Annotated in this window: 25 protein-coding genes, 1 other RNA gene and 1 pseudogene; 21 read left to right on the top strand and 6 right to left on the bottom strand. The window is 74.3% G+C overall.

The features are described 5' to 3' along the window. Positions 1–88 precede the first annotated feature (88 nt). Complete coding sequence (locus tag AAG589_RS08635; protein WP_430566832.1) at positions 89–1435, bottom strand: permease prefix domain 1-containing protein; 1347 nt, start codon at positions 1433–1435, stop codon at positions 89–91. Continuing rightward, positions 1435–1815 (bottom strand): PadR family transcriptional regulator, encoded by a 381-nt coding sequence (locus AAG589_RS08640; RefSeq protein WP_430566833.1) that lies wholly within the window; start codon positions 1813–1815, stop codon positions 1435–1437. Before AAG589_RS08640 ends, AAG589_RS08635 begins: the two co-directional genes overlap by 1 nt. A gap of 150 nt (positions 1816–1965) precedes the next feature. Between AAG589_RS08640 and AAG589_RS08645 the strand changes: the two genes are divergently transcribed. Continuing rightward, on the top strand, positions 1966–4260 hold the full coding sequence (locus tag AAG589_RS08645; RefSeq protein WP_430566834.1) for an esterase-like activity of phytase family protein: 2295 nt from the start codon (positions 1966–1968) through the stop codon (positions 4258–4260). Positions 4261–4340: 80 nt separating this feature from the next. Further along, complete coding sequence (locus AAG589_RS08650) at positions 4341–5654, top strand: LCP family protein (protein WP_430566835.1); 1314 nt, start codon at positions 4341–4343, stop codon at positions 5652–5654. A gap of 7 nt (positions 5655–5661) precedes the next feature. On the opposite strand, the gene AAG589_RS08655 is transcribed toward AAG589_RS08650, so the two are convergent. Further along, positions 5662–6612 (bottom strand): LysR family transcriptional regulator ArgP, encoded by a 951-nt coding sequence (locus AAG589_RS08655; RefSeq protein WP_430566836.1) that lies wholly within the window; start codon positions 6610–6612, stop codon positions 5662–5664. Between the two features lie 85 nt (positions 6613–6697). Here AAG589_RS08655 and AAG589_RS08660 point away from each other — a divergent pair, with 85 nt between their 5' ends. Continuing rightward, positions 6698–7327 carry a LysE/ArgO family amino acid transporter gene (locus AAG589_RS08660; protein WP_430566837.1) on the top strand — a complete coding sequence of 210 codons (630 nt, stop codon included), beginning with the start codon at positions 6698–6700 and terminating at the stop codon, positions 7325–7327. A gap of 1 nt (position 7328) precedes the next feature. On the opposite strand, the gene AAG589_RS08665 is transcribed toward AAG589_RS08660, so the two are convergent. Then, positions 7329–8552, bottom strand: coding sequence for a pyridoxal phosphate-dependent aminotransferase (locus AAG589_RS08665; protein WP_430566838.1), 1224 nt, complete (start codon positions 8550–8552; stop codon positions 7329–7331). Positions 8553–8857: 305 nt separating this feature from the next. Between AAG589_RS08665 and AAG589_RS08670 the strand changes: the two genes are divergently transcribed. Genes AAG589_RS08670 through AAG589_RS08705 form a run of 8 tightly spaced genes read left to right on the top strand, consistent with a single transcriptional unit; the run spans position 8858 to position 13919 of the window. Then, on the top strand, positions 8858–10081 hold the full coding sequence (locus AAG589_RS08670; protein WP_430567176.1) for a CpaF family protein: 1224 nt from the start codon (positions 8858–8860) through the stop codon (positions 10079–10081). Beyond that, complete coding sequence (locus tag AAG589_RS08675) at positions 10081–10938, top strand: type II secretion system F family protein (protein ID WP_430566839.1); 858 nt, start codon at positions 10081–10083, stop codon at positions 10936–10938. The genes AAG589_RS08670 and AAG589_RS08675 overlap by 1 nt, the downstream gene beginning before the upstream one ends. Further along, positions 10935–11876 carry a type II secretion system F family protein gene (locus AAG589_RS08680; protein WP_430566840.1) on the top strand — a complete coding sequence of 314 codons (942 nt, stop codon included), beginning with the start codon at positions 10935–10937 and terminating at the stop codon, positions 11874–11876. The genes AAG589_RS08675 and AAG589_RS08680 overlap by 4 nt, the downstream gene beginning before the upstream one ends. Before the next feature lie 59 nt (positions 11877–11935). Beyond that, positions 11936–12133, top strand: a complete 198-nt coding sequence (locus tag AAG589_RS08685; protein ID WP_430566841.1) for a hypothetical protein — start codon at positions 11936–11938, stop codon at positions 12131–12133. Position 12134: 1 nt separating this feature from the next. Further along, positions 12135–12539 carry a VOC family protein gene (locus AAG589_RS08690; RefSeq protein ID WP_430566842.1) on the top strand — a complete coding sequence of 135 codons (405 nt, stop codon included), beginning with the start codon at positions 12135–12137 and terminating at the stop codon, positions 12537–12539. Continuing rightward, a complete protein-coding gene (locus AAG589_RS08695; RefSeq protein WP_430566843.1) occupies positions 12536–12943 on the top strand; it encodes a TadE/TadG family type IV pilus assembly protein in 408 nt (135 codons plus the stop codon). The genes AAG589_RS08690 and AAG589_RS08695 overlap by 4 nt, the downstream gene beginning before the upstream one ends. Beyond that, a complete protein-coding gene (locus AAG589_RS08700) occupies positions 12940–13428 on the top strand; it encodes a pilus assembly protein (protein WP_430566844.1) in 489 nt (162 codons plus the stop codon). The genes AAG589_RS08695 and AAG589_RS08700 overlap by 4 nt, the downstream gene beginning before the upstream one ends. After that, positions 13425–13919 (top strand): hypothetical protein, encoded by a 495-nt coding sequence (locus AAG589_RS08705; protein ID WP_430566845.1) that lies wholly within the window; start codon positions 13425–13427, stop codon positions 13917–13919. Before AAG589_RS08700 ends, AAG589_RS08705 begins: the two co-directional genes overlap by 4 nt. A gap of 16 nt (positions 13920–13935) precedes the next feature. Here the strand turns inward: AAG589_RS08705 and AAG589_RS08710 are convergent, their stop codons facing one another. Next, on the bottom strand, positions 13936–14472 hold the full coding sequence (locus AAG589_RS08710) for a putative glycolipid-binding domain-containing protein (RefSeq protein WP_430566846.1): 537 nt from the start codon (positions 14470–14472) through the stop codon (positions 13936–13938). 91 nt (positions 14473–14563) lie between these two features. Here AAG589_RS08710 and AAG589_RS08715 point away from each other — a divergent pair, with 91 nt between their 5' ends. The 9 genes and pseudogenes from AAG589_RS08715 to AAG589_RS08755 all read left to right on the top strand — a co-directional run bounded on the left by AAG589_RS08715 (position 14564) and on the right by AAG589_RS08755 (position 23809). Next, entirely contained in the window at positions 14564–14932 is a 369-nt protein-coding gene (locus AAG589_RS08715; protein ID WP_430566847.1) for an ankyrin repeat domain-containing protein, read from the top strand. A 59-nt stretch (positions 14933–14991) separates the two neighbouring features. Further along, positions 14992–16107 (top strand): peptide chain release factor 2, encoded by a 1116-nt coding sequence (gene prfB / locus AAG589_RS08720; protein ID WP_430566848.1) that lies wholly within the window; start codon positions 14992–14994, stop codon positions 16105–16107. A 192-nt stretch (positions 16108–16299) separates the two neighbouring features. Next, a pseudogene (ftsE, locus tag AAG589_RS08725) lies at positions 16300–16977 on the top strand (cell division ATP-binding protein FtsE); the annotation flags it as partial. A 323-nt stretch (positions 16978–17300) separates the two neighbouring features. Next, entirely contained in the window at positions 17301–18212 is a 912-nt protein-coding gene (gene ftsX, locus AAG589_RS08730; protein ID WP_430566850.1) for a permease-like cell division protein FtsX, read from the top strand. 8 nt (positions 18213–18220) lie between these two features. Beyond that, positions 18221–19702 (top strand): peptidoglycan DD-metalloendopeptidase family protein, encoded by a 1482-nt coding sequence (locus AAG589_RS08735; protein WP_430566851.1) that lies wholly within the window; start codon positions 18221–18223, stop codon positions 19700–19702. Positions 19703–19804: 102 nt separating this feature from the next. After that, positions 19805–20305, top strand: a complete 501-nt coding sequence (gene smpB, locus AAG589_RS08740) for an SsrA-binding protein SmpB (protein ID WP_430566852.1) — start codon at positions 19805–19807, stop codon at positions 20303–20305. A gap of 146 nt (positions 20306–20451) precedes the next feature. Then, positions 20452–20819: a transfer-messenger RNA gene (ssrA, locus tag AAG589_RS08745) on the top strand. Between the two features lie 193 nt (positions 20820–21012). Beyond that, positions 21013–22059 (top strand): NAD(P)-dependent alcohol dehydrogenase, encoded by a 1047-nt coding sequence (locus AAG589_RS08750; RefSeq protein ID WP_430566853.1) that lies wholly within the window; start codon positions 21013–21015, stop codon positions 22057–22059. A 31-nt stretch (positions 22060–22090) separates the two neighbouring features. Then, entirely contained in the window at positions 22091–23809 is a 1719-nt protein-coding gene (locus AAG589_RS08755) for a beta-N-acetylhexosaminidase (RefSeq protein ID WP_430566854.1), read from the top strand. A 4-nt stretch (positions 23810–23813) separates the two neighbouring features. On the opposite strand, the gene AAG589_RS08760 is transcribed toward AAG589_RS08755, so the two are convergent. Further along, the gene (locus tag AAG589_RS08760) at positions 23814–24815 is read right to left on the bottom strand and encodes a DUF4349 domain-containing protein (protein ID WP_430566855.1); all 1002 of its coding nucleotides are present in this window, start codon (positions 24813–24815) and stop codon (positions 23814–23816) included. Positions 24816–24993: 178 nt separating this feature from the next. Between AAG589_RS08760 and AAG589_RS08765 the strand changes: the two genes are divergently transcribed. Further along, positions 24994–26145 carry an ROK family transcriptional regulator gene (locus AAG589_RS08765; protein ID WP_430566856.1) on the top strand — a complete coding sequence of 384 codons (1152 nt, stop codon included), beginning with the start codon at positions 24994–24996 and terminating at the stop codon, positions 26143–26145. Positions 26146–26153 lie beyond the last annotated feature (8 nt).

The raw sequence follows: 26153 nt of genomic DNA on the forward strand, positions 1-26153 counted from the left end.
CCGACTCTCGTCGTGCCGAACATGCGGTGGCGCGCGTTCTGAGCGCTCAGAACGCGCGCCACCGCATGTTCGGCAGGGGCGAGGCGCTTCAGGCGAAGCCGAAGACCGGGCCGAAGGCGACCACGACCAGCGCCGCCCACACGGCGTACACCGGCAGGAAGCGGGTCTGCCAGCGGACCAGCGCGCCGAACGGCCGCCGCTCGCGCAGGAAGCCGAGCAGCAGCAGGCCGGACCGGGCCAGGTGCACCAGCAGGAGCAGGTTGAGGCCGAGGGCGGCCACCTTGTTGGGGCTGAAGCCGAACTCGGCGATGCGGGTGAGCATCGCGGTGAGCGCGACGGCGTCCACGGCGAGCGCGGCAGTGACGAGCACCAGCTGCAACCCGTCGAACCAGCCCGGGCGGGCGAGCGAGTCGCGGGCCGAGACGGAGTAGAGCAGCAGGCAGAGCACCAGGACGAGGATCGCGTCCATGAGGATGAGCAGGTCGCGGTCCGCGGCGGCGAGGTCGCCCGCGGTGAGCAGCACGACCAGCGTCACCAGCAGCATCACCGTGGTCAGCGGGGTGAAGACGCGGGTCAGCACCGGGGCGATGTTCTCCACCACGTCCTGCTTCGCCTCGACCAGCCAGGCGCCCACCACCACGGCGCCGGGCACCGCGAACGGCATGATCCACTCCATCGCGGGCTCGATGTCCACGCCCACGAGGCTCAGCGTGGCGGCGGTGAGGCCGAGCAGCACCCCGCCGCCGATCGCGAGCAGCGTGACGTACACGACCAGCTCGCCGGTGAAGCGTGCGAAGTCCATCCGCGGGTCCTGGTCCCGCCACCGGCCGCCCACGTACACCACGCCGACCAGCGCCCACAGCACGACGGGGGCGTGCAGGGCGGCGAGCACCACCGTCGAGCCGTCCTCGACGTAGGGGTACACGTTGAGCACGACGGCGAGCAGCGCGTAGGGCACCAGCAGCGCGGCGACCACGCGCCAGGCGACCCGGCGCTTCCAGACGAAGTACGCGGCCAGGAACGGCGCCGTCATCAGCGGGACGTTGCGCAGCAGCACCGAGTCGGCGTCGAAGGCGGCGAGCGCGACCTTCATCGCGATCCCCGCGCCCACGGCGAGCGCGAGGACGACGGCGAGCTCGCGCCAGGCGGGGCCGGACTCCGGCGCGGTGTCCTCGGGCACCAGCACGAGCTGCTTCCACAGCCGCTCCGAGTGCTCGCGGGCGAACTCGCGGGAGACGGCGTCGAGATTGCCCATCCGCCGCACCGCGACGAGGAACGCCTCGTCGTCGTCGAGCCCGGTGGCGACGAGGTCGTCCACGCGGCCGCGCAGGTGGTCGGTCATCTCGTCCACGTCGGCGGCCGAGACGGCGCGGTGCCGCTGCACGTACGAGCGCCACTGGTCGATCTGCGCCTCGAGGCGCTCCCGGTCGCCCATCAGGCCCAGCCCTCCGCGACGGCGGGGCGGGCGGGGGCCTGCGCGGCCTGCTGGGCAGACTTCCAGACCTGCTGCAGCACGTCGGCGACGACGGACCACTGCTCCTGGCGCTCGGCCAGGGCCGCACGACCGGCGGGCGTCAGCGCGTAGTGCTTGCGCCGGCGGCCGGCCTCCGACGTGCCCCACGTCGCGACGACCAGACCCAGGCGCTCGAGCCGGTGCAGCAGGGGGTAGAGCATCCCGTCGGTCCACTGCATCCGTCCGCCCGAGAGCTCCGTGACCCGTTTGAGGATGGCGTACCCGTACGACTCGCCCTCGGCGAGGATGCCGAGCACGAGCGGGGTGGCGGTCGCCGCCACCAGGTCCTTGTCGAAGCGCACCTCGGGCTCCTATGTCTAGATCTGCTAGGGGTGTTGAACCTAGCAGATCTAGGGGTCACGCGGGACGGTGTCCCGGATCGTCATCCAGCGGACGGCCAGGATTCACCCGGGGTTCGGGTCGCCGTCGTGCCGCGTCGGTGGGATCGGCCCATGACTCGATCACCGCTCCATGCCCGCCTCCTGGGCGCCGCCGCGGCCGGGACGGCCCTGGCGGTCGTGCTCACCAGCGGCGCCGCCGTCGCGGGCGGCCACCCCGGGGACGACGGCGCCCACGGGAACACCGGCCGCGAGAGGCCAGGTCACGGCACGACGCACCTCGTCCCGACCCTCGAGGGTCGCGCGACGCTGTCCGCGGACTTCCTCGCCGAGGGCCCGCCGTCGGGCGCGCAGGCGTCCGCCGCCAACGGCCGGCAGGGCCCCTGGGACGGGCAGGTGATCCCCGGCTTCTCGGCGATGGTCGACAACGGCGACGGCACGTTCTGGGCGCAGCCCGACAACGGGTTCGGCAGCCAGGGCAACTCCGCGGACTTCCTGCTGCGCAGCTACCTCGTGAAGCCCGACTGGGACACGGGGCGCCGGGGCTCCGGCTCGGGCGAGATCGAGGTGCTCGACCACGTCTCCTACAACGACGCGAACCACGTGCTGGACTTCGACATCGTGCGCGGCGACACGGACGAGAGGCTGCTCACCGGCGCGGACTTCGACGTCGAGTCCGTGGTGCGCGCCGACGACGGCACGCTGTGGGTGGGCGAGGAGTTCGGCCCGTTCCTGCTGCACTTCGACTCGGGCGGGACCCTGCTCGAGAAGCCGTACCCGCTGCCGGGCGGCCTGCGATCGCCGCAGAACCCCTACCTCGCCGACGGCGAGGTACCCACGGTCCGCTCGAGCCGAGGCTTCGAGGCGATGGCGGGTGTCCAGGGCGGGCGCTACCTGTACCCGGTGCTCGAGGGCGCGCTCGTCGACGACACCGACCAGCGCCGCCGGGTGATCCACGAGTTCGACACCCGCCGCGGCCGGTACACCGGCCGCACCTGGGACTACCAGGCCGACCAGGAGGCGAACGTGCTGGGCGACGCCTTCGCCGTCGGCCGGGACTCGTTCTGGATCGTGGAGCGGGACGACTTCGAGGGGCCCGCGTCGGTCACCAAGCGGGTCTACGAGATCGACCTGAGCGAGACGGACCGGGACGGGTACGTCCGCAAGGAGCTCGTGCTCGACGCGCTGCGCGTCGAGAACCCCCGCGGGATCGACGCGGGGGAGGGGTACGGCCTGGGCGAGACGTACGCGCTGCCGGTGCAGTCGTTCGAGACGGTGCTGCGGCTGCGCGACGGCCGCATCCTCATCGGCAACGACAACAACTACCCCGGCAACGCGGCCCGCACCCCCGGCACGCCCGACGACACCGAGATGGTCGTGATCGACCTGGAGAAGCGGCGCACCCGGGACGACGGCGTCACCGTCGTCGGGCACCGCGGCGCGTCCGGAGACCGGCCCGAGCACACCCTCGCCGCCTACGAGCAGGCGATCGTGCAGTGCGCGGACGTCATCGAGCCCGACGTCGTGCCGACCAAGGACGGCGTGCTGGTGGCCCGGCACGAGAACGAGATCGGCGGCACGACCGACGTCGCCGAGCACCCGGAGTTCGCCGACCGCCGCACGACGAAGACGATCGACGGGAAGCGGGTCACGGGCTGGTTCACCGAGGACTTCACGCTCGCCGAGCTGCGCACGCTGCGCGCGACCGAGCGGCTGCCCGAGCTGCGCCCGGACAACACGGCCTACGACGGGCTCTACCAGGTGCCCACCCTCGACGAGGTGCTCGACCTCGCCCGCCGCTCGGAGACCTGCGACGGCGAGCCCGTCGGTGTGGCGCCGGAGACCAAGCACCCGACCTACTTCGACTCCGTCGGCCTCTCGCTGGAGGCGCCGCTGGTGGCCGAGCTCCGCGCGAACGGCCTCGACTCGCGGCGCGCGCCCGTCGTCGTCCAGTCGTTCGAGACCGCCAACCTGCGCGAGCTCGACCGGCGGACCGACGTGCGCCTCGCGCTCAACGTCTCCGCGAGCGGCGCGCCGTACGACCTGGTGGCGTCCGGCGACCCGCGCACCTACGCCGACCTGGTGACCCCGCGCGGGCTGCGCGACGTCGCCCGGTACGCGGACGTCGTGAGCCTGGAGAAGGACGTCGTCGTCCCGCGCACCGCCGAGGGGACGCTCGGCAGGCCCACCTCCGTGGTCCGCGACGCGCACCGCGCCGGGCTGGACGCGTACGCCTGGACGTTCCGCGCCGAGAACCAGTTCCTGCCGGCCGAGCACCGCTCGTCGGCCGACCCCGCCGCGCGCGGCGACCTGGCGGCCGAGCTCGACACGTTCCTCGACACGGGTCTGGACGGGGTGTTCTCCGACCAGCCCGGCCTCGCGGTCGCCGCGGTCGCGGCCCGAGGATGACCGGTCGCGCGGGGGGTGAACCTGCCCGGTCGCAGGGCACCCCTCGCGCGAACGTGCTGCTCAGGGCCTAGGCTCGCGCTGTGCGGACCCTGCCACGGCACGCGACCAGCCTCGCCTCGCACCGGGTCGTCCGCACGATCGCCCTCGTCGTCACCGCGGTGGTGGCGTTCGTGGCGGCCGGCGCGGTCGCGTCGTTCGTCGACCTGCGCTCGCAGATCGGCGTGTCCGACGTCGACGACCTGCTCGCCGGCGACGACCGCCCGCCCGAGGTGGCGGCCGAGCGGGACCCCAGCGACCCGTTCGCGGGCAAGGACCTCAACATCCTGGTCATGGGCACGGACTTCCGCGACGAGGCCAACGCCGAGATCGCCGGCGAGGGGGACGAGTTCCACTCGGACACCACGCTGCTGGTGCACCTGTCGGGGGACCGCAGCCGGATCGAGGCCGTCTCCATCCCGCGCGACTCCCTCGTGGACATCCCCGCCTGCAAGCTCCCCGGCGGCGGCGAGACCGCGCCGCAGTCGAACGCCATGTTCAACTCCTCGTTCTCCCTGGGTGGCGGGCCCGACAAGGACGTGACGGGCGCGGCCGCCTGCACCATCCGCACCGTGGAGAAGCTCACCGGGGTGCGCATCTCCGACCACGTCGTGGTGCAGATGACGGGCGTGATCGGCGTCGTCGACGCCATCGGCGGCGTGACGATGTGCCTGCCCGAGCCCGTGAAGGGCAAGCGGGTGGACCTCGACCTGCCCGAGGGGAAGCAGAAGCTGGACGGGTACACCGCGATCAACTTCCTGCGCGCCCGCAAGGGCGAGGGCATGGGGCTGGAGATCGGCAGCGACCTCAAGCGCATCGAGCGGCAGCAGGCCTTCTTCGACGCCGCCATGCGGGAGATCCTGTCGCAGAACGTCATCACCGACTCGCCCCGCCTGTACCGCATGGTGCGCGAGATCCTCGGCTCCATCTCGACCGACCCCGAGCTCGCGAGCCCGACGGCGCTCGCCGGCCTCGCGTGGAGCATCCGCGACATCGACCCGTCCCAGATCGTGTTCACCTCGGTGCCCGTCGTCGAGGCCCCGGGGGACCCCAACCGCGTCGTGTGGACGTCGGAGGCCGACACGATCTGGGAGCGGATCCGTGCCGACGAGGCGCCGCCGGGGACCGCGCCGGCCCAGAAGGCGGGCGGCTCGAAGGGCGACGGCGGCACGGGCTCCGCCTCCCCGGACGCCACCCCCGACGCCACCCCGGACGACGCGACGGCGGTCGACGACGACGTGGCGTCGCCCGGCAGCACGGACGGGCAGGACGGCGGCACCCGCGGCGGCAAGGACGGCGGGGGCGCCTCGCCCGACCCGTCGCCCAGCCCGTCCGTGCTGCCGGGCGTCTGCGCCTGACCCGAGGTCAGCGCTGGGGGAGAGCGCGGCGGGCCTCCTGCTGCAGGGCCCCGGCGACCCGGTCCAGCACCGTCGAGCGCAGCTTCCACTGCTGCAGATAGATGGGGACGTCGACGACGGCGGCGTCGTCGAGCAGCACGACCTCGGCGCCGGCGTCGCCCGGCCCCCCGTCGAGCATGCCGAACCGCGCCCCCGGGCCGGGCAGCGGGCCCCACATGCCCCACCCCAGCCCGCGGCGGATCGCGTCGACGTACTCGGGGGTGCTCGGGACGTGGTGGCGAGGAGGATCGGGCACGGCGGTGCCCGCCGCGGCGGCGCGCTCGCGCAGCCAGCCGTCCTGGAGGTCGTCGGCGCGATTGAACACGAGCATCGGGGCGCGGCCGAGCGCCTCCACCGTGGGGCCGTCCGGGAACCACCGCTCGACCACCGCGCGGGTGGCCGCGGGGCGGTAGCGGGTGACGCCGAGGAACGTGGAGGCGCACCCCTGCACGGCCTCGCGCTGCGAGGTGATCGCGGCCATGACGGCGCCCGCCGGCAGGAGGTCCACCGTACGGTCCTGGTCGTCGCGGTAGAGGTCGAAGCAGACGCCCTCGACGCGCGCCAGCGCCGGCATCACCCAGGTCGCGAGCGAGTCCGCGTTCACGGCGATCGGTACGGTGACCGGCCGCGGCGCGGGGCCGGTGCCGTCGTCGTCGGCGTCCCGGGGGCCGAGCTCGCGGCTCGCCTCCGCGCCGAGCAGCTCGACCTGGCGGGCCAGGCGCAGCAGCGTGCGGCCGGGCTCCGTCGGCGCGACGGGCCGCGCGCGACGCACCAGCACCGACCCGGCCGCGTTCTCGAGCGCGCGGACGCGCTGGCTGACCGCCGACGGCGTGACGTGCAGCGCGCGGGCCGCGGCCTCGAACGAGCCCTCGGCGACGACGGCGGCGAGCGCCTCGAGCTGGCGGGAGTCCCATCGCATGACGCCCACGGTAGATGAAGCGATGCTTGATCGGATGAAGAAACCGTAGATGGACTTCATGTCGCGGCAGGCCTAGCGTCGACGCGTGCTCACCCTCCTCGCCGGCCTCGGTTTCGGCCTGTCCCTCATCGTCGCCATCGGCGCGCAGAACGCCTTCGTGCTGCGCCAGGGCGTGCGCCGCGAGCACGTGGGGCTCGTCGTCGCCGTGTGCGCCGCGTCGGACGTCGTGCTGTACCTGGCAGGCACCGCCGGGCTCGGCGCGCTGGTCGTGAGCCACCCCGCCGTCGTCGAGGTGGCGCGCTGGGCCGGGGCCGCCGTCGTGCTCGGGTACGGCGCGCTCGCCGCGCGCCGGGCGTGGCGCGGCGACGAGGCGGGGCTGGCGGCCGCCTCCGACGGGGCCGTCGCCGACGCCGGGCGGCGCGCGCGGCCCGTGCTGCTCACGGCCCTCGCGCTCACCTGGCTCAACCCGCACGTGTACCTCGACACGGTCGTGCTGCAGGGGTCGCTCGCCGCGTCCCACGGCGACGCGGCCTGGCTGTTCACCGCCGGCGCGATCGTCTCCAGCGTCCTGTGGTTCGTCGGGCTCGGCTACGGCGCCCGGCTGCTGGCGCCGGTGCTCGCCCGGCCCGGCGCCTGGCGCGTCGTGGACGGCGTCGTCGCCGCGATCATGCTGGTCGTCGCCGTGAGCCTGGTGCTGCCCGCCCTGGCGACCTGAGCTACCTCGCCAGGCGGCGGAGGCGGTCGACCGCGTCGCGCAGCACGTCCTCGCGCTTGACGAACGTGAAGCGCACGCGCGAGGCCAGCGCGGCGGCCGTCGTCGAGCCCGGGCGGCAGAACGCGGAGACGGGGACGCCGACGACGCCCGCGAGCTCGGGCAGGCGGCGGCACAGCTCGTGCCCGTCGGCGGCGCCGAGCCGCTCGAGCAGGTGCGCGCCGTCCGCCACGACGAAGTACGTGCCCTGCGGCACGACGACGTCGAACCCCGCGGCGGTCAGGCCCTCGCACAGCAGGTCCCGCCGGGAGGCCAGCGACGCCGCGAGCGCGCGCGGCGCGTCGTCGTCGGCGAGCGCCCGCGCGATGGCCGGCTGGAACGGCGCACCCGAGGTGTAGGTGAGGAACTGCTTCACCGTGCGCACCGCCGTGACCAGCTCGGCGGGGCCGTGCACCCAGCCGACCTTCCAGCCGGTGAGGCTGAACGTCTTGCCGCTGGACGAGACCGTGAGGGTGCGCTCCGCCATCCCAGGCAGGGTCGCGATCGGCACGTGCGTGGCGTCGTCGAAGGTGAGGTGCTCGTAGACCTCGTCGGTGAGCACGACGACGTCGGCCTCGCGCGCGACGGCGGCGACCTGCTCCAGCTCGGCGCGGCTGAGCACCGTGCCCGTGGGGTTGTGCGGGGTGTTCAGGACGATGAGTCGGGTGCGCTCCGTGACGGCCGCGCGCAGGGCGGCCGCGTCGAGCCGGAAGCCCTCGGCCGTGAGCGGCACGGGCACGTGCGTCGCCCCGGCCAGGGCGATGCTCGCGGCGTGCGAGTCGTAGAACGGCTCGAGCGTGACGACCTCGTCGCCCGGCCCGGCGAGGGCGAGGATCGACGCGGCCAGCGCCTCCGTCGCCCCGGTGGTGACCAGCACCTCGCCGTCCGGGTCGACGTCGAGCCCGTAGCGGCGCTTCTGGTGGTCGGCGATCGCGCGCCGCAGCTCCGGCACGCCGTCACCGGGCGGGTACTGGTTGCGGCCGGCGTCGATGGCGTCCTTCGCCGCGTCACGGATGAACGCCGGGCCGTCCACGTCGGGGAAACCCTGCCCCAGGTTGATCGCGCCCGTCCGCGCGGCGAGCGCCGTCATCTCCGCGAAGATCGTCTGCGCGATCGCGCCGTCCGCGCCGAGCAGTCCCGTCGCGCGGGCGACGTCGATCCAGCGGCCGGGCGGGGGAGAGATCGGCATGCGCCGACCCTAGCCCCCGCGCCCGTCGGGGCGGCAAGGCGGGCCGCGCGGGCCCGCGGTCGGCGCGGTGCTCACGATGCGAGACGGTCGCGGGGCGGGAACCTGCTCGAGGGATCTCGGCATTTCGGCAGGTCATGCGCCGTCCGTGCCGCCGGCGACGTGCCGGGTGCCGCGGTTGTCCACAGGGCCGACCCGGGCGATTGCCCGGGTCCCCTACTCTGGTGCCGCTTTCGCCGCCCACGGGGCTCCGACGAGAGGACAGATCAGTGTCGATCGACACGACGGCGCCCGCCGATGCCGCCGCCATGCTCGAGCACGAGGTGCGCGAGCTGGTGCGCCGGCGTGCCCTCGATCCCGTCCGGGACCGCGCCGGGCTGGAGCGGCTCGTCGCGGAGGCCTCCGCCGACTACGCCGACCGTGCCACCCGCGGCCTCGTCCCGGCGCTCGCCGACTCGCAGGGCGCCGCGCGCGCCGTCGTCGACGCGCTCGGCGGCCTGGGCCCGCTGCAGCGCTACCTCGACGACCCCGAGGTCGAGGAGATCTGGATCAACTCGCCCGCCAAGGTGTTCGTCGCACGGCGCGGCGTGCCCGAGCTCACGACGACGATCCTCTCCGCCGCGCAGGTGCGCGACCTCGTGGAACGGATGCTCAAGGCGTCCGGCCGCCGGCTCGACCTGAGCAGCCCGTTCGTGGACGCGTCGCTGCCGGGCGGCGAGCGGCTGCACGTCGTGATCCCCGACGTCACCCGCGACCACATGGCCGTCAACATCCGCAAGCACCTGGTGCGGGCGGACCACCTCGACCACCTGGTGCGGCTGGGCTCCCTCACCGCCCACGCGGCCGCCTTCCTCGACGCGGCGGTGCGCGCGGGCCTGAACGTGCTCGTCTCGGGCGCCACCCAGGCGGGCAAGACGACGATGCTCAACGCGCTCGCCGGCTCGATCCCCGCCGGGCAGCGGGTGATCTCCTGCGAGGAGGTGTTCGAGGTGCGCTTCGCCGCCCGTGATCACGTGGCCATGCAGTGCCGCCAGCCAAGCCTCGAGGGCACCGGCGAGATCCCGCTGCGCCGCCTGGTCAAGGAGGCGCTGCGGATGCGGCCGGACCGGATCGTCATCGGCGAGGTGCGCGAGGCGGAGAGCTTCGACATGCTCGTCGCGCTCAACGCCGGGATCCCGGGCATGTGCACCGTGCACGCGAACTCGGCGCGCGAGGCGGTCACGAAGATGTGCACGCTGCCGCTCCTCGCGGGCGAGAACGTCTCGGACCGCTTCGTGGTGCCGACCGTCGCGTCGGCGATCGACCTGGTCGTGCACCTCGACGTGGCCGCGGACGGCGCCCGGCAGGTCCGGGAGGTGGTGGCGGTGACGGGCCGGGTGGAGGGCGACCGGGTCGAGACCGCCGGCGTGTTCCACCGCCTGCCCGCCGAGCAGGGCGGTGACCTGGTGCGGGGCGACGGCTTCCCGCCGGGCGAGGAGCGCTTCGCGCGCGTCGGCGTCGACGTGCGCGCGCTGCTGGCCGGGGGACGCTGATGGGTGTCGTCGTCGGGCTGCTGCTCGGGGCGGGCCTGGCGTGCGTGTGGCTGTCGTGCTGGGAGGCGCCGGCGCGCCCGCGGCGCCGTGCGGGGCGGTCCGCGACCGTCCAGGACCTGCTCGTCCAGGCCGGCGCCCCCTCGGTGACCCCGGCGGCGCTGTGGTGGCTCAGCGCGGTCGCGGGAGTCGTCGTGCTGCTCGCCGGCCTGGCGCTCACGGGCTCACCTGCCATCGCCGCCTGCTTCGCGCTGATGGCGGCCGCGGCCCCCGAGCTGCTGGTGCGGGTCCGCGCGCGCAAGCGTCGTCGTGACCTGCGGGAGGTCTGGCCGGAGGTCGTCGACCACCTGGCGTCGGGCGTGCGTGCGGGGCTGTCGCTGCCCGAGGCCGTGGCCCAGCTGAGCGAGCGCGGCCCGGCCGAGCTCCGCGAGCCGTTCGCCCGGTTCGCGGCGGACTACCGCGCGACCGGGCGCTTCGGGGAGTGCCTCGACCTGCTCAAGGCGCGGCTCGCGGACCCGGTGGCCGACCGGATCGTGGAGGCGTTGCGGCTCACGCGCGAGGTGGGTGGTACCGACCTGGGGCGCCTGCTGCGGACGCTCTCGTCGTTCCTGCGCGAGGACGCGCGGACCCGGGGCGAGCTCGAGGCGCGGCAGTCGTGGACGGTCAACGGCGCCCGGCTCGCGGCCGCCGGGCCCTGGGTGGTGCTGGCGTTCCTCGCGACCCGCCCGGAGACGGCGCAGGCGTACAACTCTGCCGCGGGGGTCGCGGTCCTCGCGGCGGGCGCGGCCATGTCGGCGCTCGCCTACTGGCTGATGCGGCGGATCGGCCGGCTGCCCGAGGAAGGGCGGGTGCTGCGATGACCGTGCCCGGTGTCTCCGGCGTCGGCGCCCTGGTGGGCCTGCTCGGCGGCCTCGGCCTGCTGCTCGTGATCTCGCGCGTCCGCGCCCGTCGCGCGACCCTCGACCAGCGGCTGGCCCCGGCGCTGCGCCCGCGCGACGCCACGTCCGGGCTGCTGCGCGAGCAGCCCACCCACACCCCGTTCCCCGTGGTCGAGCGGCTGCTCGCCCCCTGGATCGCGGACGCCGCGCACTGGTTCGAGCGGCTGGGGTCCTCCCGTGCCGACGTGCGCCGGCGGCTCGACCGTGCGGGCTGGCACGAGAGCGTGGAGTCGTTCCGGGCTCGGCAGGTCGTCGCGACCGCGCTGGGGCTGGCGGCCGGGCTGGTGCTGGCCCTGCTGTTCGCCGCGACGCGCGGGTCCTCGCCCGTGCCGCTGGCGGCGCTCGTCCTGCTGTGCGGCGCCACGGGGTTCGTCCTGTGCGACCAGTGGCTCAGCCGCGCGGTCCACCGTCGCGAGGAGCGGATGCTCGCCGAGTTCCCGACCGTGGCCGAGCTGCTCGCGCTCGCGGTCACGGCCGGCGAGGGGCCGGTGCCCGCGCTCGAGCGGGTCGCCGCCACCGCCCGCGGCGAGCTGTCCGGCGAGATCTCCGCGATGCTCGCCGACGTCCGTGCCGGCGCGCCGATCGCCGCCGCCCTCACGGCGATGGCCGACCGGACCGGCCTGCCGTCGCTCACCCGCTTCGCCGAGGGCGTCGCCGTCGCGCTGGAGCGGGGAACTCCGCTCGCCGACGTGCTGCGCGCGCAGGCGCAGGACGTGCGGGAGTCCGGCCGCCGGGCCCTCATGGAGGCGGGCGGCAAGAAGGAGGTCGCCATGCTGGTGCCGGTCGTCTTCCTCATCCTGCCGATCACCGTCGTCTTCGCCGTCTTCCCGTCCCTCGCCACCCTGCAGATCGGCCTGTGAACGTGCACGCCGACCTCCGACCCCGCCGCCCGCGCGCGGTGCCACCGAAAGGACCGACCATGCACGACGAGACGCACGACGACACCGCGCATCTGCCGGAGCGCCCTGAGGCCGACGACCCGGAACGTGGGGACGTGCCCGGCTGGGTGCTCGTGACCCTCATGACGGCCGGACTGGTCGTCGCGCTGTGGGCGATCGCGGGGCCGCTGCTCGAAGACACGTTCACGCGGGCGATCACGAGCGTCACGGGCCCCTGACGTGGCGATCGGCCGGCTGCACCACCTGGTGATCGACTGCCCGGACCCACGTGGCCTCGCGGAGTTCTGGTCGGCCGTGCTCGGCCAGGACGTCACGTACGCCGACGACGACTTCGTCGTGGTCGCTCCCAGCGACCGGCACTCCGGCCTCGCGTTCCAGCGGGCCCCCGACCATCGCGCGCCCGACTGGGGTGACCCCGCACGGCCGCAGCAGATGCACCTGGACGTCATGGTCGACGACGTGGCCGACGCCCACGCGCGCGTGCTCGCGCTGGGGGCCCGCCGGCTCACCGCGGCCGCGCCGGCCGCGGGCGCGGGCGACGTGTACGCGGACCCTGCCGGGCACCCGTTCTGCCTCGTCCCGCGACCCGGCTGGGCGCCGCCGGTCGAGGAGGGACGGGCGTGACGAGATCCGCCGCACCTGTCCCGGCCGCGCGGCGGGACGGCGAGGCCGGCTCCGCCGTGGCGGAGTTCGTCATGGTGTCCGCCCTGGTGCTCGCGCTTTTCCTCGCCGTGGTGCAGGTCGCGCTGGCGATGCACGTGCGCGCGCTCGCGATCGACGCCGCCGCCGAGGGTGCCCGGGTGGCCGCCCGTGCGGACCGGGACCTGGCGAGCGGCATGACCCGGACGCAGGAGCTGCTGACCGCCGCGCTCGGGTCCCGGTACGCCGACGACGTCTCCGTGGGCAGGACCGTGCGGGGCGGCCTCGACGTCGTGGAGGTGACGGTCCAGGTGCCGCTGCCGGTGGTCGGGCTCATCGGGCCGGGCGGGGTGCTGACCCTCCAGGGGCACGCGCTGGAGGAGGCGTGAGCGCACGACCGGCGACGCGGCCGGCGCGCAGGCCGCGGGCGGAACCCGAGCGGCCCGACCCCGAGGCCGGTGCCGCGCTGGTGGAGTTCCTCGGCACGGCGGTGCTGCTGCTGGTGCCGCTGGTGTACCTGGTGCTCACGGTCGCCCAGGTGCAGGCCGGGGCGTTCGCGGTCGAGGGCGCGGCGCGGGAGGCGGGCCGCGCGATGGTGACGGCCGACTCCTCGCAGGCCGGGGCGCAGCGTGCGCGGGAGGCCGCCGGCATCGCCTTCGCGGACCAGGGCTTCGCCGTCGCCGACGGCTCCGTGTCGCTGGAGTGCTCGGCGGACCCGTGCCTCACGCCCGGGGCGACGGTGGGCGTGCGGACCCGGCTGGCGGTGCCGCTGCCGTTCGTCCCGACCGCGCTGCGCGGCTGGGTGCCGCTGGAGATCCCGGTCACCGCGACGCACGTCGCGACGGTCGACGAGTACGGGCAGGCGCGGTCGTGACCCGGCGGCGCCCGGAGCGGGGCCACCACGCCGGTGGTGCCCCCGATCCCGAGGCCGGGCGGATCATGCTGCTCACCGCCGGCGTGGTGGCGCTGGCGCTGATGCTCGTGGGGATGGTGGCATCCGCCACCGCCGTGCACCTCGACCGCAAGCAGCTGTACGACCTGGCCGACGCGGTCGCCGCCGACGCGGCGGACGCGATGCCCCCGGAGCGGTTCTACGACGGCACGGCGGCCACGTCGCAGGGCGAGGCGGTGCTCACGCTCACCGACGCCGACGTCGAGGAGTCGGTGCGCGGCTACCTCGCGGCGCACCCCGGCGAGGCGGCCGGCCTCGACCGTCTTCGTCTGGTGGAGGCGTCCTCGCCCGACGGCCGGACGGCGCGCGTGGGGCTCGCCGCGACGTCCCGCCCGCCGCTGCTGCGGTGGTTCACAGACTCGTTCGGCGGCGGGTTCACCGTCACGGCGACGTCGTCCGCCCGGGCCGGCTGACGCCGTGCGCGGCGGCTCAGCCGCCGTCGGTGACGCGGGAGAACAGCCCGGGATAGTCGACGACGACGCCGTCGGCGTCGACGGAGATCTCGCGGTGGAAGTCGCCGTCGCGGGACTCGTACACGTACCGGCCCGTGTCCACCCGGGTGTACCGCTGCGGGTCGGGCGAGACCTCGAACGTCTCCCCGTCGACGTACGCCGTGACGATGTCGGCCGCCGCCCCGACCGCCAGCCCGAGGCGGCGGATCGGCAGGGTGTTGGTGAACGGGCTGAACGACAGGTCCACGTCGACGGCCTCGGCCAGGTCGGGCCGCGCGGCTCCGTCCACCCGCCAGACGTCGTCGTCCTCGCGGCTCAGGTCGAGCTGGCGCCCGTCCGACGACCGCAGCCGCAGCGCCCGGAACCGCCACGCGGTGTCGAGCTCCATGGCGTACTCGAGCCGCACGGGCCCGAGGTCGACGACGGACCGGGCGCGCAGGCGGTCGTCGCGGGGGAGCAGGTCGAGGTGCTCGACGCCGCCGGCGGGAAGCCCGCGCCACCGGTACGTCGTCATGATCGACCGCCTCCCCGCGCTCCGTGCACCGCCTGGTCCTTGGGTCCAGCATCGACCCGGCACGTCGCCCCCGCCCGGTAGATTCGCGCGCATGACCGACGACAAGCTGCCCGTCGACCTGGACCAGATGTTCGACCTCGCCCGCGCGGGCGCCGACCTGCTCCTCGAGTTCGTCGACGCCGGGGTCCCGGCCGACCATGCCGACGCGGCGGGGAACACCCTGCTCATGCTCGCGGCGTACCACGGCCACGCCGGGCTGGTCCGCGGTCTCGCGGAGCGCGGCGCCGACGTCGACCGGGTCAACGCGCGCGGGCAGTCCCCGCTGGCGGGAGCCGTCTTCAAGGGCTCGGACGACGTGATCGCGGCCCTCCTCGCCGCGGGCGCCGACCCCGATGCCGGCACGCCCAGCGCGCGCGACACGGCGCAGATGTTCGGCCGCACCCTGCCCGAGCGGGGCTGACGGGGCGCCGGCACGCCGCCGGGCAGGGGAGCGCCGCGCGGCGGGTAACCTTGAGGATCGTGGCCACCATCGACTTTCCCGCAGAGATCAAGGCGCTGCGCGCCACCCTCGAGTCCATCGAGGCCGTGAGCGACCCCACCGTGCTGCAGGCGAAGATCGACGACCTCACCGAGCAGGCGTCGGCGCCCGACCTGTGGGACGACCCCGAGGCCGCGCAGAAGGTCACCTCCGCGCTGTCCACCGCCCAGAACGAGCTGCAGCGGGTCGAGAAGCTCGCCAGCCGCATCGACGACGTCGAGACGCTCGTCGAGATGGGCCAGGAGATGGACGACGAGGACACCCTCGTCGAGGCCGAGACCGAGGTGGCCGCGATCCGCAAGGACCTGGACGCGCTCGAGGTGCGCACGCTGCTGTCCGGCGAGTACGACGCGCGCGACGCGGTCGTGACGATCCGCGCGGGCGCCGGCGGCGTCGACGCCGCGGACTTCGCCGAGATGCTCATGCGCATGTACCTGCGCTGGGCCGAGCGGCACGGCTACCCGACGAAGGTCATGGACACCTCCTACGCGGAGGAGGCCGGGCTGAAGTCGGCGACCTTCGAGGTGAACGCGCCCTACGCCTTCGGCAACCTGTCGGTCGAGGCCGGCACGCACCGCCTGGTCCGGATCTCGCCGTTCGACAACCAGGGCCGCCGCCAGACGTCGTTCGCGGCGGTCGAGGTGGTGCCGCTCATCGAGCAGACCGACTCGATCGAGATCCCCGAGTCCGACCTGAAGATCGACGTCTTCCGCTCCTCCGGCCCGGGCGGGCAGTCCGTCAACACCACGGACTCCGCCGTGCGCATGACCCACCTCCCGACGGGCACGGTCGTGTCGATGCAGAACGAGAAGTCGCAGATCCAGAACCGCGCCGCGGCGCTGCGCGTCATGCAGTCCCGCCTGCTGCTGATCCGGCAGCAGGAGGAGGCGGCGAAGAAGAAGGAGCTCGCCGGCGACATCAAGGCGAGCTGGGGCGACCAGATGCGCTCCTACGTGCTGCAGCCGTACCAGATGGTCAAGGACCTGCGCACCGAGCACGAGTCCGGGAACACGCAGGCCGTGTTCGACGGCGCCATCGACGACTTCATCGAGGCCGGGATCCGCTGGCGCCGGTCGGGCGGCGCCGACGCCGCCTGACGTCCGGCCCTCCGCGACCTCGCGGACGGGTGCCCCGGGCGACCGTCCCGACCCGCGACACACCGGCGTGTCCTTCGCGCCACCCTCCCCGCCGGGTGCGACTCTCGGGAATCGGGCGGCCCCGCCCAGGTACGGCGTGACCTCGTGCCTGCTCCGCGGCCGCACGGTCGACTGGCAGGGGAGAGGCACGTCGTGATCCGGTTCGAGAACGTCTCGAAGGTCTACGCCCGAGGGGCGCGGCCCGCGCTCGACGACGTCTCCGTCGACGTCTCACGCGGGGAGTTCGTCTTCCTCGTGGGCGCGTCCGGCTCGGGCAAGAGCACGTTCCTGCGGCTGGTGCTGCGCGAGGAGCGGCCCACGGGCGGCACCGTATACGTGGCCGGCCGTGACCTGTCCCGGCTGTCGAGCTGGAAGGTGCCGTCCCTGCGGCGCAGCATCGGCGTCGTCTTCCAGGACTTCCGCCTGCTGCCCGGCAAGACGGTCTACGAGAACGTGGCGTTCGCCCTGCAGGTGATCGGCAAGCCGCGGCACACGATCCGCACCACGGTGCCCGAGGTGCTGGAGATGGTGGGCCTGGACGGCAAGGAGAAGCGGCTGCCGCACGAGCTCTCCGGCGGCGAGCAGCAGCGCGTCGCGATCGCGCGGGCCTTCGTGAACCGGCCGCAGATCCTGCTGGCCGACGAGCCGACGGGCAACCTCGACCCGACCACCTCGCTCGGCATCATGCGGTTGCTCGACCGGATCAACCGCACCGGCACCACGGTGGTCATGGCCACGCACGACGACGAGATCGTCAACGAGATGCGCAAGCGTGTCGTCGAGCTGTCGACCGGCTCGGTGGTGCGCGACGAGGTCGACGCGGTCTACGGCGAGCGGGAGTCGATCCTGCCGCAGGTGGGCCAGACGCCGGTGCTCGACGCCCCCGGGCGGGGCGCGAGGGCGGTGCAGCGCGTGCAGGTCACGCCCGAGCCGGCGGACCTCGAGGCGGAGCGGGCCGCCGAGGCGGCGGCCGCGCGGGCGGCGGCGCAGGACCCGGAGGCGGTGTCGACGACGGAACCCGAGACGGCACCGGCGCCCACTCCGGCGCCCGCACGGGCTCCGGCGCCGGCGACGGCGGGCACGTCCGCGGACGAGGTGGTGCAGCAGGTGCTGCGCGAGCACGAGCGCGTGCGCGCGGGACGGGAGGCCTGAGGGTGCGGCTCCAGTTCGTCCTCACCGAGGTGCTGCAGGGGCTGCGGCGCAACCTGTCGATGGTGATCTCGGTGGTCCTCGTGACCTTCGTGTCCCTCACCTTCGTCGGCTCCGCGGCGCTGCTGCAGACGCAGGTCACCAAGCTCAAGGGGGACTGGTACGACCTCGTCGAGGTCTCCGTCTTCCTCTGCCCGGACGGCTCCACCGCGCCCACGTGCGCCGACGGCGAGGCCACCGACGAGCAGATCGACGCGCTCGAGAAGGTGATCGACACCGAGCTGTCCGACGTCGTCGCCACGACCTACTTCGAGAGCAAGGCGGACGCGTTCGAGGCCTTCACGAAGCAGTACCCGGACGGGTACCAGGGCACGCAGCTCACCGAGGACGACATGCAGGCGTCGTTCCGGCTCAAGCTGGTCGATCCCGAGCAGTACCAGGTGGTCGACGACGTGCTCGAGGGACGCTCAGGCGTCGAGGTCGTGGAGGACCAGCGCGAGGTGTTCGAGCCGCTGTTCCTCGCGCTGGGCCGTGCGTCGCTGCTGGCCGCGGGGCTCGCGGGCGTGATGCTGCTCGCGGCGGTGCTGCTCATCACGACGACCATCCGGCTCTCGGCGGTGTCGCGACGCCGCGAGACCGGCATCATGCGCCTGGTCGGCGCCTCGAACCTGTTCGTGCAGCTGCCGTTCATGCTGGAGGGCGCGATCGCCGCGCTGGTGGGCGCGCTGCTCGCCGTGGGCGGGCTCTGGCTCGCCGTGCAGTACCTGGTCACGGACTGGCTGCAGGACTCCGTCGACTGGGTGGCGTACGTGGACGTGGGCGACGTCCTGCTCATCGCGCCGCTGCTCATCGGCATCGCCGTGCTCCTGGCGGTGGTGTCGTCCGTGGTGACGCTCAACCGGTACACGAGGGTGTGAGATCGCAGATGACCCGACAGACGACGAGCCCCGGCGCGGCCCGAGGGGTCCCACGACGCGTGCTGGGCGGCCTGGTGGCCGCCGTGCTGGTGCTGGGCGGGGCGACGACGTCGGCGACGGTGACCGCAGGCGTGACGGCGCGCACGGCGGCAGCGGACGACATCGACGACCAGCGGGCCGCCGCGGAGGCGAAGCAGCGTGCGAAGGAGCGCGAGCGCGACGGCCTGCAGGAGGAGCTCGAGGACACCAACGCCAAGTACCGCCAGGCGGTGCTGGACCTCAACGAGGTCGAGGGCAAGCTCCCGGTGGCCCAGGCGGAGCTCGCGGCCGCGGAGGCACGGCTCGAGGAGGCGCGCCGCAAGGCGGCGATCCTCGCGCAGCGGCTGGCCGACGCCGAGGCCGAGGAGGCTGCGGTCTCCGAGGAGATCGACGCGGGCAAGGGCAAGGTCGAGGCGGCGCGCGCGGACGTCGTGCAGATGGCGCGGCAGGCGTACCGCAACGGCGACGACACGAGCACCCTCGGGATCGTCACCGGCGCCCAGTCCACCGAGGACTTCCTCGAGGAGTTCGCGGTCTCGTCGTCGGCCGCGCGCAGCCAGGCGCGCACCCTGACCGACCTGCAGGACGCCGAGGCGGTGGCCCGCAACCAGCAGGCGCGTCTGGACGCCATCCGGTCGGCGATCGCGGAGCTCAAGCGCGAGGCCGACGCCAACGTCGTCGCGGCGGAGAAGGCGCAGCAGGAGGCGGCGGACCGCAAGGCGGAGGTCGAGCGGCTCATCAGCCAGCAGCGCAAGCTCAAGGCGTCGATCGAGGCGCAGAAGGCGAACGCCCTCGAGGAGCTCAAGGCCAATGAGCAGGCCCAGGCGAGCCTCGAGACGCAGATCAAGGACATCATCAAGAAGCAGAAGGCCCGCGACGCGCGGATCGCCGAGGAGCGCCGCAAGGCGGAGGAGGCCGCGCGCAAGAAGGCCGCCGCCGAGCGCCGCAGCAACAACAGCGGCGGGGGCGGCGGCTCCAGCAGCGGTGGCGGCTCCGGCGGAGGCGGCGGTGGCGGTGGCGGCGGAGGCGGCAGCTCGTCCACGTCCGGCCCGTTCCTGGGCTGGCCGACCAACTACCACGTCGTCACCAGCTCGTACGGGATGCGCTTCCACCCGACGCTGCACTACTGGCGGCTCCACGCCGGCACGGACATCCGCACCTACTGCGGCACCCCGATCTACGCGGCCCAGAGCGGCTACGTCGAGCAGGCGCACTACACGTCCGGCGGCGGCAACAACGTGCTCATCAACCACGGCACGTACAAGGGCGACAACGTGATGTCCCGCTACCTGCACATGACGCGCTACGTCGTGGGCCCCGGCCAGAGCGTGAACAAGGGACAGATCATCGGCTACTCGGGCTCGACGGGGACGTCGGCGGCGTGCCACCTGCACTTCGAGGTGTACGTCAACGGCAGCACCACGGACCCGATGGGCGGCTGGCTGAACTGACGTCCCGCCGCGCGTTCGCAGCGCGCGGAAAAGTCCTGGCGGTGCCGCCACGCTCCCGTATCCTGGGTGGTCGCGAGTCCGCGCACCCGGGAGGAGGAGACCGTGTCCAACAAGGCCAAGGGCGCCAAGAAGAAGCAGGGCGACCCGCGCACGATCGTGGCGAACAACAAGAAGGCCCGCCACGACTACGTGATCGAGGACGTGGTCGAGGCCGGGATCGTGCTGTCCGGCACCGAGGTCAAGGCGCTGCGCATGGGGCGTGCCTCGCTGCTCGACGGGTACGCGGCGATCGACCACGGCGAGGCGTGGCTCGAGAACGTGCACATCCCCGAGTACTTCCAGGGCACGTGGAACAACCACGCCCCGCGGCGCAAGCGCAAGCTGCTGCTGCACCGCGAGGAGATCGACCGGCTCGGCGTGAAGTCGCGGGAGAAGGGGCACACCCTGGTCCCGCTGAGCCTGTACTTCCTGGACGGTCGCGCGAAGGTGGAGATCGCCCTGGCGCGCGGCAAGAAGGAGTACGACAAGCGGCAGACGCTGCGCGAGCAGCAGGACATGCGGGAGGCGCAGCGCGCCATCCGGCACCAGGAGCTGCTGAGCTGAGCAGGCCTCCGGTACCGGTCCGTCCGGGGAGATCGCCCGCGGAAATAAGGGCGCGCCCGCGGTGGTTGATCCACTAGGATGGACGACGTCGGCGCGGGTCTCCCGTGGCCGACGAGGGTCGGCAGACCCGGTTTGACAAATGCATAGGGGCTGATCGGTTTCGACGGTGGTCGTGCTTCGAGGAGAAGCGGGCCGAGGATGCAGGCTCATCTCGTGAACGCTTGCCTGCAAACCTATAGGTGCCGATAACAAGCGCACCGACTTCGCCCTCGCCGCCTGAGCGAGCTCCGAAGTCCGTGAGCCCGGGATCGCTCTCGACCCGGTAGCTCACGTCATCTAGAGAGCCACTGCTCGCCGCCCTCGTCACCGGGGCGGCGGGGACACTTAGGTGACTGGGCCCGTCCGCACCTTGTCTGCGTGAGTGCGGGGGCCGAGAAAATCACAGCAGACTGCGCCCGGAGAAGTCCTCGAAAAGCGCCACCGGACCCGGGTTCGATTCCCGGCAGCTCCACCCTGACGACGAAGGCCCCGCCGGCCACGAGCCGGCGGGGCCTTCGTCGTGCCCGGACGGCGCGCCGAGCGGGTGGCGCACGCCACGTCGGTCTCGTGCCCGGAGCACGTATCGGTCGAGCGTACTGTTGAAAGTCGAACGATTCGCCGTGGGGCGGACCGTTCTCACGCCAGTCGTCGAAGAGAGAGGCATCGCCGTGCGCGCCGTCGTGTTCGAGAAGTTCCAGACGTTCCCCGAGCTGAAGGAGATCGATCGACCGACGCCGGGACCGGGCGAGGTCCTCCTCAAGGTGGCGGGGTCGGGCGCGTGCCACTCCGACGTGAGCATGTACCGCGAGTTCACGGCCGGGGCGCCGGGCGCCCAGAACCCCCCGTTCGTGCTGGGGCACGAGGTGTCGGGCTGGGTCGAGGAGCTCGGCCAGGGCGTCGACGGCGTGCAGGTGGGAGACGCCTACCTCGTCTACGGGCCCATCGGCTGCGGCCGCTGCGCGGCGTGCTCCCGCGGGCAGGACACCTACTGCGAGAACGCGGCGAGCATGCCGTACCTCGCCACCGGCATCGGTCGCGACGGCGGCATGGCGGAGTACGTGCGCGTCCCGGTGCGCAACCTCGTCCCGCTCGGCGACGCCGACCCCGTGGCCGCCGCGCCCCTGAGCGACGCGGGCCTCACGCCGTACCACGCGATCAAGCTGGCGCTGCCGAACCTGGCGGGCGGCGGCAAGTTCGCCCTCGTCATCGGGCTGGGCGGGCTCGGCCAGGTCGCGGTGCAGATCCTCACCGCGCTCACCGGGGCCACCGTGATCGCCACGGACACCAAGCCCGAGGCGATGGAGCGGGCGGCCGCGAGCGGTGCCGTGACGGTGCCGGGCGGCGAGGGGCAGGTCGAGGCGATCCGCGAGATCACCGGCGGCAAGGGTGTCGACGCCGCGTTCGACTTCGTGGGCGCGACCCCGACGATCCGCACCGCGCAGGCGTCGATGGCCCGCCAGGGCCGGCTCACCGTGGTCGGGATCGCGGGCGGCACCGCCGAGTGGTCGTTCTTCGCCAACCCCTACGAGGCCACGATCACGAACACCTACTGGGGCACGATCGAGGACCTCCACGAGGTCGTGGCGATGTACCGCGCGGGGCAGATCACGCCGCAGGTGCAGCGCTACTCGCTCGACCAGGCGCTGGACGCGTACCGCGACCTGGAGGCCGGCACGGTGTCCGGGCGCGCCGTCGTCGTGCCGCACTCCGCCTGAGGCCCGCCGCAGGCGTCACTAGGGTGGCGCCATGCCGTACGCCGCCGCCGTCGTCCCCGCCCCCACGACCCTGCGCGCCGAGGGGGCGGTGCTGGCCCTGCGCGACGGCGCGCGGGTCGCGGCCGACCCGGCCCTGCGCGACGCCGCCCGGTGGTGGCGGCGGGCGAGCGAGGACGCCTTCGGCCTCGACCTGGTGCCCGTGGGCCCGGCCGTCGCCGGCGCGGACGTGACGTTCGACGTCGACAGCACGCTCCCGGCAGGCGGTTACCGGCTGGACGTCGCCGACGGCGAAGCCCGCGCCGTCGTGCGGGTCGCCGCGGGCGACGCGGCGGGCGCGCACGCGGCCGCGCAGACGCTGCGCCAGCTCGCCGGTCCGCAGGCGTTCCGGCGGGCCGGCGACGCCCCGCTCGCGCTGCCGGTCGTGACGATCGAGGACGCACCCCGGTTCGGTTGGCGCGGCGTGCTGCTCGACGTCGCCCGGCACTTCCTGCCGAAGGCGGACGTGCTGCGGTTCGTCGACCTCGCCGCGGCCCACCACCTCAACGTGCTGCAGCTGCACCTCACCGACGACCAGGGGTGGCGGCTCGAGGTGGAGCGGTACCCGCGCCTCACGGAGGTCGGGTCGTGGCGGCGCGAGTCCGGCGTCGGGACGTGGCGGGCCGAGCGCTACGACGGCCGCCCCCACGGCGGGTACTACACGCGCGACGACCTGCGGGAGATCGTGGCCTACGCGCGGGAGCGCGGCGTGACCGTGGTGCCCGAGATCGGCTCGCCCGGCCATGTGCAGGCGCTGCTCACCGCCTACCCGGAGCTGGCCGCGCGCCCCGGCGCCCACGAGGTGCGCACCACCTGGGGCATCAGCGAGGACGTGATCGACCCGTCGGACGCCGCGGTCGCCTTCTTCGCGGGCGTCCTGGACGAGGTGTGCGAGGTGTTCGACTCGCCGTTCGTCTCGCTCGGCGGCGACGAGGTCCCCACGACGGCGTGGCGGGAGCGCCCCGACATCGTGGCGCGCGCCGCCGCGCTCGGCCTGGTCGGCCCGGACGGCGAGGGCGACGTGGCGCGGCTGCACGGCTGGTTCCTCGCGCGGCTCGCCGACCACCTGCGCGCGAAGGGGCGCCGCGCCGTCGTCTGGGACGAGGCCTTCGGCCCCGACCTGCCGCGCGACGTCGTCGTGACGTGCTGGCGCGGGCACACCGTCGCCGCGGACGCCCTCGCCGCGGGGCACGACGTCGTGATGGCGCCCGAGCAGGAGGTGTACCTCGACCACCGGGCGGCGGAGGGCGACGACGAGCCCGTGCCGGTGGGCTTCGCGCGCACGGTCGCCGACGTGCGGGCGTTCGAGCCGCTGCCGGCGGCGCTGCTCCAGGTGCGGCCCGAGCTGGCCGGCGACCTGCCGGGCACGGTGCTCGGCGCCCAGGCGCAGCTCTGGAGCGAGCATCTCGACTCGGTGCGCCGCGTCGACTACGCCGCCTTCCCGCGGCTCGTCGCGTTCGCGGAGGCGGTCTGGAACCCGGCCGCGCCGGGGTTCGACGACCGTCTGCGCGACGGGCACCTCGCCCGGCTCGACGCCGCGGGCGTCGAGTACCGCCCGCTCGACGGGCCGCGGCCCTGGCAGCGGAGGCCCGGCGTGGCGGGCTGGCCGCGCGACCTCGATGCCGAGCGCGCGGCCGCCGGCTGGGCGGGGATGGGTGGCTGGGTCGAGGGGCGCGACGGCGCGGAGCCGGGGGAGCGAGCGGGAGCGGGCTGACCGGTCAGCGGCCGGCGGGCACCGGCTCGGGGGTTTCGTCGGGCGCGCCCGGGCGCGGGGCGTCCGGGTCGTCGGTGCCGTCGTCTCCGGGGCCGTCCGACGCCTCGCCGTCGGCCCCGGCCTCCGGCCGCGTGCGGCGGCGCAGCCAGCGGTAGCCGAGGTAGCCGAGCCCGCCCAGCGCCAGCCACGGGAGGAGCACGCCGAGCACGAGGACGACCGTCTGGACCGTCGTGACGAGGGCACCCCACCCCGACGCGAGCCCGCCGAGGAAGCCGCCGCGCGACTGGGCCGCGGCCACCGGTTCGGGGACGATCTGGACGTCGAGCGTCGACATCGCCACCTGGTCGGACAGGCGCTGGCGCTGCGCGGTGAGCGCGTCGAGGTCGGCCTGGCGGTCGGAGAGCTCCTGCTCGACCTGGAGCAGGTCCTCCGTACTGCCGGCGGTCTTCATCAGGTCACGGAGCCGGTCGGTGGACGTGGTCAGCGCGCCGATGCGGGCGTCGAGGTCCTGCCCCTCGCCCGTGACGTCCGTGCTCTGCACGTCGACGGTCTCGACGGTGCCGAGCGTGTCGAGCGCCTCGACGGCGCCGGTCATCCGGTCGGCGGGGACCCGCACGGTCAGCGACGCCGACCCGGGGGAGTCGTCCGTGGCGGCGGTCTCGGAGCGGCTCTCGACGCGGCCGCCGGCCTGCTCGACCAGCCGCGCGAGGCGGGTGGCCGCGGCGGTGGGGTCGTCGGCGACGACGGTCGCGCTGCCGGTGGTGACGATCTCCCGTGCCTCGGCGGCGCCGGGCTCCTCGCCGCCCTCCGCGAGCGAGGCGCCGGACGCCGCGTCGCCGGCGTCCTCGGCGGCGCCGGCGCTGTCGGCCTCGACCTCCGACGACGACCCGCCGCCGGAGGCGTCGCCGTCCCCCGAGCAACCCGTCACCGCGAGCACGAGGGCCGCCGCCAGGGCCGCGAGGAGGGGCGCACGGCGGGTCCGGTCGCGGCGCAGGGTGGCAGGCATGGCTCAGAGCGTAGGGCGCGGTGGCCCGGCGCCACGGCCCGCCCCCTCGATCGTGACCCGACCGTGCCGAGACCGTGACCTTGGGCGAGGCGGCCCTGCGTCACGATCCGGTCACGCCTGCGATCCAGGGGCCCGGAGCGGATTGACACGAGCTAGTTAAGACGCTGTACTAACAAACATGTCCACGCCGACGACGCGCACAGCACGACGAGGTCTGGGTGCCGGCCTGCGAGCCACCTCCAAGGTGCTCCCCGAGCACGCCCGGGCGCACAACCGATCCCTGGTGCTCCAGCACCTGTTCCACGAGGGGCCGACGTCCCGGGCCGACCTGGCCCGGGCCACGTCCCTGACCCGCGTGACCATTTCCGACCTCGTGAACGTCCTCCTCGCCGAGGGGCTCGTCGAGGAGCTGGGCGTGCAGCCCGGCCGCAGGGTCGGCAAGCCCGCGATCCTCGTGGGGATGCGCACCGACGCCTACCAGATCGTGGCGGTCGACCTGTCGGACGACGCGGTCATGCGCGGCGCGGTCATGACCCTCACGGGCGAGGCCGTCGTGCGCCGCTCCCTGCCCGTGGACGGGCACGTCGGCGACGCGCTCGTGGACCTGCTCACGCGCTTCGCGCGCACCCTGATCGCCGCGGCCACGCGACCCGTCATCGGCGTGGGGGTCGGTTCCCCCGGCGTCGTGGACGACTCCGGGCGCGTCGTCGAGGCGCCCAACCGGCAGTGGACCGACCTGCCCCTGGCCGCGATCCTCACCGACCGGCTGGCCCTGCCCGTGCACGTGGCCAACGACGCGAACTCCGCCGCCCTCGGCGAGTACACGTACGGCGGCGCCGCGGACTCCATGCTCGTGCTCACGATCGGGCAGGGCGTGGGCGCCGGCGTGATGGTCGACGGCTCCCGGGTGCACGGCGCGGCCGACGCCGCGGGCGAGCTCGGGCACGTCACCGTCGTGGACGACGGCGAGCTCTGCGCCTGCGGCCGCCGCGGCTGCCTCGAGACCGTGCTCGCCGCCCCGGCCCTGCGCCGCGCCGTCGCCGGGCTCGACCCGGCCGCCGCCGACGAGGCGCTCGCCGGCGTGGGCCGCACCCTCGGCGTCGCGCTCGCGCCCGTCGTGGGCGCCCTCAACCTCGGCGAGGTGCTGCTCAGCGGTCCCGCCGACCTGCTCGACGGTGCGCTGCGCACCGCCGCCCTGCAGACCCTGACGGACCGCACGATGCCGGCCACGGCCGCCGGGCTGCGGTTGCGGATGGCCACGCTCGACGAGGACGTCGTCCTCGCCGGCGCGGCCGTCCTGGTGCTGGCCGCGCAGCTCGGGGTCTCCTGACCCCGGCG

Origin of the sequence: Isoptericola sp. F-RaC21 (genome assembly GCF_038593535.1) — a bacterium.
GTDB lineage: Bacteria > Actinomycetota > Actinomycetes > Actinomycetales > Cellulomonadaceae > Isoptericola.

Excerpts from the sequence above, each read along its gene's own strand:
- AAG589_RS08635 (WP_430566832.1), bottom strand. The coding sequence starts at position 1,435 with ATGGGCGACCGGGAGCGCCTCGAGGCGCAGATCGACCAGTGGCGCTCG.
- AAG589_RS08755 (WP_430566854.1), top strand. The coding sequence starts at position 22,091 with ATGCCGTACGCCGCCGCCGTCGTCCCCGCCCCCACGACCCTGCGCGCC.
- AAG589_RS08655 (WP_430566836.1), bottom strand. The coding sequence starts at position 6,612 with ATGCGATGGGACTCCCGCCAGCTCGAGGCGCTCGCCGCCGTCGTCGCC.
- AAG589_RS08645 (WP_430566834.1), top strand. The coding sequence starts at position 1,966 with ATGACTCGATCACCGCTCCATGCCCGCCTCCTGGGCGCCGCCGCGGCC.
- AAG589_RS08710 (WP_430566846.1), bottom strand. The coding sequence starts at position 14,472 with ATGACGACGTACCGGTGGCGCGGGCTTCCCGCCGGCGGCGTCGAGCAC.
- AAG589_RS08675 (WP_430566839.1), top strand. The coding sequence starts at position 10,081 with ATGGGTGTCGTCGTCGGGCTGCTGCTCGGGGCGGGCCTGGCGTGCGTG.
- AAG589_RS08765 (WP_430566856.1), top strand. The coding sequence starts at position 24,994 with ATGTCCACGCCGACGACGCGCACAGCACGACGAGGTCTGGGTGCCGGC.
- AAG589_RS08760 (WP_430566855.1), bottom strand. The coding sequence starts at position 24,815 with ATGCCTGCCACCCTGCGCCGCGACCGGACCCGCCGTGCGCCCCTCCTC.
- AAG589_RS08715 (WP_430566847.1), top strand. The coding sequence starts at position 14,564 with ATGACCGACGACAAGCTGCCCGTCGACCTGGACCAGATGTTCGACCTC.
- AAG589_RS08680 (WP_430566840.1), top strand. The coding sequence starts at position 10,935 with ATGACCGTGCCCGGTGTCTCCGGCGTCGGCGCCCTGGTGGGCCTGCTC.
- AAG589_RS08670 (WP_430567176.1), top strand. The coding sequence starts at position 8,858 with ATGCTCGAGCACGAGGTGCGCGAGCTGGTGCGCCGGCGTGCCCTCGAT.
- AAG589_RS08685 (WP_430566841.1), top strand. The coding sequence starts at position 11,936 with ATGCACGACGAGACGCACGACGACACCGCGCATCTGCCGGAGCGCCCT.
- AAG589_RS08735 (WP_430566851.1), top strand. The coding sequence starts at position 18,221 with ATGACCCGACAGACGACGAGCCCCGGCGCGGCCCGAGGGGTCCCACGA.
- AAG589_RS08665 (WP_430566838.1), bottom strand. The coding sequence starts at position 8,552 with ATGCCGATCTCTCCCCCGCCCGGCCGCTGGATCGACGTCGCCCGCGCG.